At 34.7% G+C, this 2,050-nt stretch carries 2 protein-coding genes; one reads left to right on the forward strand and one right to left on the reverse strand.

The features are described 5' to 3' along the window. The first annotated feature begins 327 nt into the window (after positions 1–327). Positions 328–885, forward strand: a complete 558-nt coding sequence (locus ACFX4X_RS25390) for a shikimate kinase (protein WP_061461263.1) — start codon at positions 328–330, stop codon at positions 883–885. 113 nt (positions 886–998) lie between these two features. On the opposite strand, the gene ACFX4X_RS25395 is transcribed toward ACFX4X_RS25390, so the two are convergent. Next, positions 999–1,148, reverse strand: coding sequence for a substrate-binding domain-containing protein (locus ACFX4X_RS25395; protein WP_377387636.1), 150 nt, complete (start codon positions 1,146–1,148; stop codon positions 999–1,001). Positions 1,149–2,050 lie beyond the last annotated feature (902 nt).

Here is a 2,050-nt window from a genome sequence, read left to right on the forward strand (position 1 = left end):
AGCGAGCATCTGGAGGGGAAATCAACCACAACTCACTACCTGGTAAATAGCAACAAAGTATGTGAAAACAGCCTTTCCAAAAGACCAATCAACCTAACAAGGTATGGCATGATAATCTAAATAAATGATAATGAGATGTTTATCGAATACTAAAATGTTGTTCCTTTAACACTGGTTAACGATTTTAGAAATAACCGCTTATATCACGCACTACCGTTGTCCAAATATTAAATAATTTTTTACAATTTTACTTCCTTATACTATAATAAATATATTTTAAAAATTTCAGGATAGACTTTTAATCATTATAAAAGGAGGAATTTATAAATGATTAATAAAAACACATCTTTAAGGATGCAAAGTATCGTTTTTATTGGCTTTATGGGTGTAGGAAAGACGACGATCGGACAGAAAGTAGCGAGGAAATTATATAGGGACTTTATTGATATAGATCAAGAAATTGAAAAGGAATTCAATATGCCCACCACGGAAATATTCAAGAAGTTTGGGGAAAAAACTTTTCGCGAAAAAGAAAAAAGTGTGATTGAAAGCTTTAGTCAACAACAATTGAAAATCATTTCAGTCGGAGGAGGGGCATTTTTACAAGAGGATATACGGAATATCTGTTTATCTAATTGCATTGTCTTCTACCTTGACTTATCTTGGGATTATTGGAAAGAGAGAATAGGGTTGCTTATTGATAGTAGACCAGTGTTACAAAGTCGAAGCCTTGAAGAAATAGAAGAACTTTTTAATACCAGACAGGAAATATACTCCTATCATCATTCAAAAGTGAATATGAATGACCTTGATGTCGAAGAGGTAGCAGATTATATTGTTGATTCATTGAAAGTCGCCTGGGATATTTACGAACCACTTAAGTAATTCCATTAGTTGATTGCCCAATAAAACCTAGAAAAGAATAATAAAAAAGATGAAAAGAATACAGCGATAAGAGATACTCCCTCTTCCTGTAAACTAATCACCTTTTTTTCTTTTTAGGAGGATTTTATAATCAGTTCAGGATTTAATATAATACGCTGTTGTTCATGATCAATATTCACCATTTTTTGGTACAAAAGATTCGCAGCTTCTTTCCCCATACGTTGAGGAAATGAAGAAACAGTTGTTAATGGAGGATCATTGATTTCTGCGACTGGAAATTATCGAATCCTCCGATGTCTATATCTTGATCAGGAATCAACCCTTTCATCCTTAACCCTTGCATAACGCCGAAAGCAATTAAGCCGCTAAAGCAAAAAATTGTTTTAGGGGATCAGGATTATTAAAGACTTCAATACAGCCTATAACCCTCCCTCTCGTGTCGGAGTATTTTCTATCATTAACGATTCGTCAACTTCCAAGTGTCAAACTTATAAAATAGTCCTTTATACAGCATTCAAAAATATTAGATATCAATCCAACATGCATTTTTGTTTGTTTTTTCAATTGTATCAAGAAAGGGATATCTACTTGTATCCGCCAGTGCCGCTTGTCGAGTGCCCAAGAACAAACTATAGACAGAAGTAAAAGCAGTCTGTGGTGTTGCTGATATGTGCTTGCGTAATGCTCGTTGTCCCACGTTTTAAAGATATGGAGTATACCCATAAAGACCTAAGGACTTTCAAGCCTTTTCTTTCAAGTAACTTGAGCGTCTTCAGTTAAGACTATCTAAAGTTTTTTCGTATCCCATGGACAATGATGAACTGGGATTTATGGTCTTCCGTATCTCTTTATTCTCTTCTGAGGTAATTAATGGGGCTAATTCTACTATTGCCTCCTGAAACTATTTATCATTTGTGTTTTTTCTAATTCTGACACCTTCTATCTTGGCTCTCCCCTTATGTCACAACAATTCAAAGATCAGGCGCCCCTAAATTCTAACAATATAATAATAGAAGAAAAAAGTAGAATTATTTCCACTTTTAATGGCTTCATTACTTTTTTCGATACTTTTATCATTAAAAGACGCAAAAAAAGACCAGCCGGATGGCTGATCTTTTAAATGGCTTGGCGGCGTCCTACTCTCACAGGGGGAAACCCCCAACTA

It is taken from the genome of Peribacillus sp. YIM B13481, assembly GCF_042787985.1.
GTDB classification, from domain to species: domain Bacteria; phylum Bacillota; class Bacilli; order Bacillales; family DSM-1321; genus Peribacillus; species Peribacillus simplex_A.